At 70.6% G+C, this 6,459-nt stretch carries 6 protein-coding genes; all 6 read left to right on the top strand.

Going from position 1 to position 6,459, the window contains the following annotated elements; genetic code table 11:
- Positions 1-180 precede the first annotated feature (180 nt).
- The 6 genes from ACIRD7_RS42400 (at position 181) to ACIRD7_RS42375 (ending at position 6,456) form a co-directional block, all read left to right on the top strand.
- The gene (locus ACIRD7_RS42400; protein WP_403461418.1) at positions 181-372 is read left to right on the top strand and encodes a ferredoxin; all 192 of its coding nucleotides are present in this window, start codon (positions 181-183) and stop codon (positions 370-372) included.
- A complete protein-coding gene (locus tag ACIRD7_RS42395) occupies positions 369-1,643 on the top strand; it encodes an NAD(P)/FAD-dependent oxidoreductase (RefSeq protein ID WP_403461417.1) in 1,275 nt (424 codons plus the stop codon). Before ACIRD7_RS42400 ends, ACIRD7_RS42395 begins: the two co-directional genes overlap by 4 nt.
- 163 nt (positions 1,644-1,806) lie before the next feature.
- The gene (locus ACIRD7_RS42390; protein ID WP_403461416.1) at positions 1,807-3,450 is read left to right on the top strand and encodes an acyl-CoA dehydrogenase family protein; all 1,644 of its coding nucleotides are present in this window, start codon (positions 1,807-1,809) and stop codon (positions 3,448-3,450) included.
- Positions 3,451-3,505: 55 nt separating this feature from the next.
- Positions 3,506-4,798: a cytochrome P450 gene (locus ACIRD7_RS42385; RefSeq protein WP_403461415.1), complete on the top strand. Its 1,293-nt coding sequence runs from the start codon at positions 3,506-3,508 to the stop codon at positions 4,796-4,798.
- A gap of 69 nt (positions 4,799-4,867) precedes the next feature.
- Complete coding sequence (locus tag ACIRD7_RS42380) at positions 4,868-6,106, top strand: cytochrome P450 (protein WP_403461414.1); 1,239 nt, start codon at positions 4,868-4,870, stop codon at positions 6,104-6,106.
- The gene (locus tag ACIRD7_RS42375) at positions 6,103-6,456 is read left to right on the top strand and encodes a nuclear transport factor 2 family protein (RefSeq protein ID WP_403461413.1); all 354 of its coding nucleotides are present in this window, start codon (positions 6,103-6,105) and stop codon (positions 6,454-6,456) included. The genes ACIRD7_RS42380 and ACIRD7_RS42375 overlap by 4 nt, the downstream gene beginning before the upstream one ends.
- Positions 6,457-6,459: the final 3 nt, after the last annotated feature.

Below are 6,459 nucleotides of genomic sequence, written 5' to 3'. Positions count from 1 at the left end.
TGAACGCGCACAAGGCCGGCACCATCAAGGGCCTGGCCGCCGAGGTCGGCGCCTCCCTCACCTCCGGCGCCCCCATCTGCGAGATCAAGGACTGAGCCGGAACAAGGACACGGCTCTCGAAGCACGCCGCTCTCGAACAACCCCCTTCCTTCCGTTTTCCGCATCGCAAGGAGTCAGGTCATGCGTGTCTCGGTGGACCCCGCGAAGTGCTGTGCCGCGGGTCAATGCGTCCTCACGGCGCCCGATGTCTTCGACCAGGCCGATGACGGCACGGCCGTCGTGCTGATCGGCGAACCCGGCGCGGAGCACCACGCCGTCGTCCAGGAGGCCGCGGCGGTCTGCCCCGGCATGGCCATCCAGGTGGACGGGTGAGCCGCGCCGGGGGAATCGCCGTGGTCGGCGCGTCCGCGGCGGGGCTCGCGACCGTCGAGGCGCTGCGCCGCGGTGGCTACCGGGGCCCGCTCAGCCTGGTGGGCGAGGAGCCTCATCTCCCCTACGAGCGCCCGCCGCTCTCCAAGCAGGTGCTGAGCGGCGCGATGCCGCCGCGGGACACGGCGATGCGAGAGCGGGGCCATCTGCGGGACGCGCTCTCGGCCGATCTGCGGCTGGGGGTACGGGCAACCGGTCTGGAACCGGCCGGGGCATCGCGGCTGCTGACGCTGGAGACGGGCGAGGTGCTCGACTGCGACGCCGTGGTGGTGGCCACCGGGGTCCGTCCCCTGGTCCTCGGCGGCTCCGAGAGCATCGCGGGCGTCCATGTCCTGCGGACCCTCGACGATGCGCTGGCACTGCGCAAGAGCCTGCTGGCCGGGGGGCGTCTCGTGGTGGTCGGCGCCGGTGTGCTGGGCACCGAAGTGGCCGCGGCGGGGCGGGCGGCGGGTCTGCCCGTCACCATGGTCACGGCCGAGCCGGAACCCCTGGCTTCGGTTGTCGGTGCCGAGGTCGGCGGGCTGCTCGCACGGGTGCACCGGGCGCATGGCGTCGAGTTGCACACCGGACGCACCGTGACGGAGGTGCTGACCTCCGGCGGCAGAGTGACGGAGGTGAGCCTGGACAACGGGGTCCGGCTCGCGGCCGACACGGTCGTCCTCGCCATGGGGGCGCGGCCCGCGGTCGAGTGGCTGGCGGGCAGCGGTCTCGACGTCTCCGACGGGGTGCTCTGCGACGCCATGTGCGCCGCGGCACCGGGGGTGTTCGCGGCCGGCGACGTGGCTCGCTGGTGGCATCCCGGCTACGGTCGCCTGCTGCGCGTCGAGCACCGTATGAACGCCTCCGAGCAGGGCATCGCGGTGGCCCGCAATGTGCTGGCCGCGCTGGGCTCGGAGGGCTCAACGGCCGCCGCGTACACGCCGGTTCCGTACTTCTGGACCGACCAGTACGGGTGGCGTATGCAGGCGTTCGGGGTGCCCGCGGGGGCTGACCAGGTGGAAGTGCTGCGTTGCGAGGCGGACGCGGTGGACGGAGTGCCGCGGGTGCTGGCCCTGTACGGCGACGGGCTGCGGGCGGTCGGCGTGGTGGGGATCGGGCTGCGACCACCCGCCGTACGGGTGTTGCGAGGTCTGGTCGCCGGGCACGGCAGCACGGGCGTCGAGTGGCACCGGGCGCTCGACCTGGCGGCGGGCACGCACGAGGCCGACTGGTAGGGGTCCCGGCCCGTCATCTCTGGGGTATGCGCTAGGGGCGGTGAGTTATTAGCGTGCAGATCACAGGCCCGACCGATGGACGACGTACTACTGAGACAGAAAGAAATCCGCTGTCATGAGTTCAGGACATCCGGGCGGTCTTCCGAGTTCTCCACCGGACTTCTTGGCGAGTTTCGACGCGGGACGCCTGCGCTGGGATGTGCTCGGGAATTTTCCCGAGCAGGACGTTGCGGAGCGGCACGCCGGTGATCTGGCCGTCCAGGAGATCCGTGAATTCCTGGAGAAACGACTGGACCCGGAAGAGGTGGACCGCACCCGCCGGCTTCCCGACCATTTCCTCGACGATCTGCAGGAGCGGGGCTTTCTGCGGCTGCGGGCCGATCCCGGGCAGGGTGGCCTCGGGCTGTCGGCGTACAACGCGTTCCGGGTGATCGAGCGGGCCGCCGCCTGGTCGGTGCCCGCGGGGCAGGTGCTGGGCATTCAGGCCGGTGTCGGGGCGGGGGCCATGCTGCCCGCGATACCGCCGGGCGAACTCCGCGACTTCATCGGCAGCCGGGTCGAAGAGGGCATGGTGTCGGGCTTCGGCGACACCGACGGGACCGGCCAGAACAACGCCTTCCCCGCGATGACCGCGGCCCTCTCCGCGGACGGCTCCGCGTGGCTGCTGAACGGCGAGAAGCTGTTCACCGGTCACGGGCCCGTGGCAGATCTGCTCGGTGTCTCCGCGACAGTGGAGTTGGACGGCCGGCGCCATGTCGGGGCGTTCTTCGTGGACACCCGGGACTGCCCGGGGTTCCGGGTCGTGTCTCGGCTCGAATACCTGGGCAGCCGCGGGCTGCCGAACGGCGCGCTCGCCTTCGACGGGGTGCGGGTGCCGCGGGCGCACGCGCTGATCGACACCTCCCGGGACGGGCTGCCTCCGCTGGTCGGGCTGCTGGCGCTGGTCGGGCGGACGTACTTCACGGGCGGTCCCGCGCTCGCGATCGCCCGCAACTGTCTCGACTGGTCGCGGGAGTTCGTGCGCCGGCGGCAGGTCGACGGGCGGGCGCTCGCAGGGTACGACTCGGTACAGCGCATCGTGGCCACCACGGCCGCGGAGGTGTACGCCATGGACAGCGCGGCCCGTTGGGCGCTGAGCGGCCCCGGCGTCCAGGACCAGCTGTTCGAGCGGTTCGTCGCGAAGAACGTGCTGACCACCACCTGCTGGCGAGTGGTCGACCGCACGATGTCGTTGCTGGCCGCCGAGGGCTTCGAGACGGTGACCAGCAAGGCGCGCCGGGGCGCACCCGAGATCCCCCTGGAACGAGCCTTCCGTGACGCCCGTGGACTGCGCATCGCCGGGAACATCGACTTCCGTCTCGACGAACAGGCCGGCCGGCTGCTGCTGCTCCGGCACTACGACGGCATCGCCGCGAGCGGGTCGCCGGAGCGCGGGGCGCTCCCCGACACCGGACTGTCCTCGGCGAACCTGGAACATCTGAGGCGCGTGGACCGCTGGTTCGCCGAACTCGCCGACTTCTGTGCGAGGTCGGCGCGCACCCATCCGGATCGGGCGCGGCTCTGGGAGCGGCAGCGCACGGTGCTGCTGGTCGGCCGTATCGCCACGGAACTGTTCACGATGTGCGCCGTGCTTTCCAGGGCGGACGCCGACGGGAATTCCGGCGCGGCGGGCCAGGAGCTCGCCGATGTCCACTGCACGGCGGCCGGAATTCGTATCTCCGCGCACTGGACGGAATTGGCGTCGGAACGCGAACCGGATTACGCGGCGGTGAGCGCCGGACTGCTCACGGAATCCGATTCCGGCTGACCGGCGGCGAACTCACCTGAGTCTTCCCGGATCTTCCCATGATTGCGAGGTATCGATGAATGCGGATCGCTCCGTCGCCGCGACGGGATCCACGAGTGAACTGCCGGAGGTGCTGGGGGGCTTCGATCTGACGGACCAGTCGCTCTACGCGGCCGGTGTCCCCTACCCCGTGTTCGCCCGGCTGCGCCGGGAGGCGCCCGTGCTGTTCCACCCGCCCGGCACGACCGCGGACGGGGAGGGCTTCTGGGTCCTGACCCGGCACAGCGACATCGTGGCGGCCGGAGCGAGCACCGCGTTCTCCGCGCAGGGCGGCGGCAGCCGGGCGGGCGGCGGTTCCCACTTGGAGGACCTGCCATTCGGCGTGCACGCCGGAGTGCTGTTCGCGATGATGGACAATCCGCGTCACGAGCTGATCAAGAAGCTGCTGACGCCCTCGGTGACGGGGCGCGTGGCGGCCGGGCTGGCCGGCGAACTGCGCGGCGTGGCGGCCGAGTTGGTGGACGCGGCCGTCGCGCGGGGCCGTTTGGACTTCATGAGCGAGGTGTCCGAACCGTTCGCGCTGCGCTCCATCGCACTGATGCTGGGCGTGCCCCGCGAGGACTGGCCGCGGCTCGCCGAGTGGGGGCGCGGAGTGCTGGGCTTCGTCAACCGCCGTACCGGCAAGGTGGACGAGTTCTCCACCACGACGTTCCACGCCATGCAGGCGTACTTCAAGGAGTTGCTGCACGCCAAGCAGGGGTTGCCCGGCACGGACCTGGGCGCGGTCCTGGCCAACGGCGACATCGGGGCCGGCGGCGACGAGGGCCCGTTGTCTCCGTACGAGCGCGAGGCGAATGTGACGCTGCTGCTGATCACCGGTCTTGAGCAGCCGCGCAACACCATCGCCGCGGCCGTGCAGGCGTTCGCCGACCGGCCCGAGCAGTGGAAGGCACTGCGCGCGGACCGTTCCCTGCTGCCCGGCGCGCTGGAGGAGGCGCTGCGGTGGAATCCCCCGAACCCCTACAACCGCCGTACCGCGACCCGTGATGTGGAAGTGCGGGGAGCGCGGATCAAGGCGGGTGACAAGGTCACCTTCTGGTGGCCGTCGGCCAACCGGGACGAGGCGGTCTTCGCCGACCCCGATGTGTTCGACATCCGCCGGAGTCCCAATCCGCATCTCTCCTTCGGCACCGGCACCCACTTCTGCATGGGCGACGAGGTCGGCCGGCTGGAGATCCGCCTGGTGCTGGAGGCGCTGCTCGACCGGGTCGCGGAGATCCGCACGACCGCTCCGGTGACGTACGCGCCGAACAACAAGCACACCGTGATTCTCGACATGCCGGTCGAGCTGCTCCCGGCGGCCGACTGATCGCCCCGGCCGCCCGGGGCCGCACCGTTCCCTCCCCTACCCACCGACACCCAGATGGGATGTTCCGCCATGACCGAAGCCCAGGTGCTTCCGACTCCCGACGCTCCGCCCGAGGTTCTCCCCTACGACCCGTTCGACCCGGCCTTCCACTCCGATCCCTACCGGGTGTACGAGCAACTCCGCGCCGAGCGGGGGCAGGTCATACGCACCGCCGCCGGTGTGGCGGTGCTGGGTTACAAGGAGATCTCCGACCTGATGCGCGACCCGCGGTTCGGCCGCGGTGACGGGGCGGGTGTGCAGGACACCATGATCCCCACCGACGAGGGCCTGCGCCGGGCCTTCATGTTCATGGACCCGCCGGACCACACCCGTATCCGTTCGCTGGTGAACAAGGTGTTCACGCCGCGCACGGTCGAGCGGGTGCGTCCGCAGGCGGAGCAGTTCGCCGCCGGTCTGCTGACCCGGCTCCGGGAGGAGCACGGGAGCGGTCAGATCGATCTGGCGTCCCAGTACTTCCGCCCGCTCGGCGCCTATGTGCTCAATGTGCTCGTCGGCGTTCCGGAGAAGTACCTGGAGCGCTGCATCGGGTTCGCCAACGACGCCGGCCGCGGCCTCGACCCTGAGTACACGCTGAACGAGGAGGAGCTCAGGACGCGCATGGACGCGCGTGAGGGCTTCGTCGAGATCTCCGTCGAGCTGATCGAGCAGCGCCGGGCCAAGCCCGAGAACGACCTGATGAGCGAGCTGGTCGCGGTGGAGCAGGACGGTGAGCGGCTCACGGAGACCGAGTTGCTGACGACGGCGGCCAACATCTTCCTCGCCGGCTTCAGCGCTCCGCAGGCGATGATGGGCCTGAGCGCGCTGGCGCTGCTGCGGCACCGTCCCGAGCTGGAGTGGTTCCGCGCCAACCCGGACAAGGTGGCGAACTCGGTCGAGGAGCTGATGCGCTTCGACTCCGCCGTCCAGCTGGCCAACCGTACGGTGCTCGAGCCCGCGGACATCGCGGGTGTGCCCGTCGCGGCCGGTGACGAGGTGTTCCTGCTGCTCGGCGCCGCCAACCGGGACGAGAGCTTCTACGACAACCCCGGCACTCTGGATCTGCGGCGGCAGCCCTCGCGCAACCTGGTGTTCGGGCACGGCATCCACTTCTGCGTGGCCGCCCCGATCGCCCGGCTGCTGACCCAGGTGGCGCTGAACGCGCTGACGCGGTTCGACGTCGAGCTGGTGACCGAGACACCGCGGACCAATGGCGCGCTCGCCATCCGCAGTCTCGCCGAACTGCCCGTGACCCTTGGGGAGATGAAGTGAGCACGGACGAATTGCAGCTGGCGCAGCGCTACATCGCCCTGTGGAACGAGCCGGACGACTCGGCTCGACGGGCGTCGGCCGATGAGCTGTTCACGGCGGACGGTGTGTACATCGACCCGAACGTGGCGGCCGAGGGCCCGGAGGCCGTCACGGCGTACATCAACGAGGAACGCAAGAAGCTCGCCGGGCTCGAGTTCCGGATGGGCGAGGTGGTCGGAACCCATCACGGGCTGATCCTCTTCACCTGGCGGCTCGGTCCCGCGGGCTCGGACGACGTGGTCGCCACCGGCTATGACACCGTGCTCGTCGACGGCGGCCGGCTGAAGCAGGTGTACGGCTTCTTCGCCTGAGCC

The organism is Streptomyces sp. NPDC093568 (genome assembly GCF_044764945.1).
GTDB lineage: Bacteria > Actinomycetota > Actinomycetes > Streptomycetales > Streptomycetaceae > Streptomyces.
This window is presented reverse-complemented; position numbering and strand designations above follow the sequence as displayed.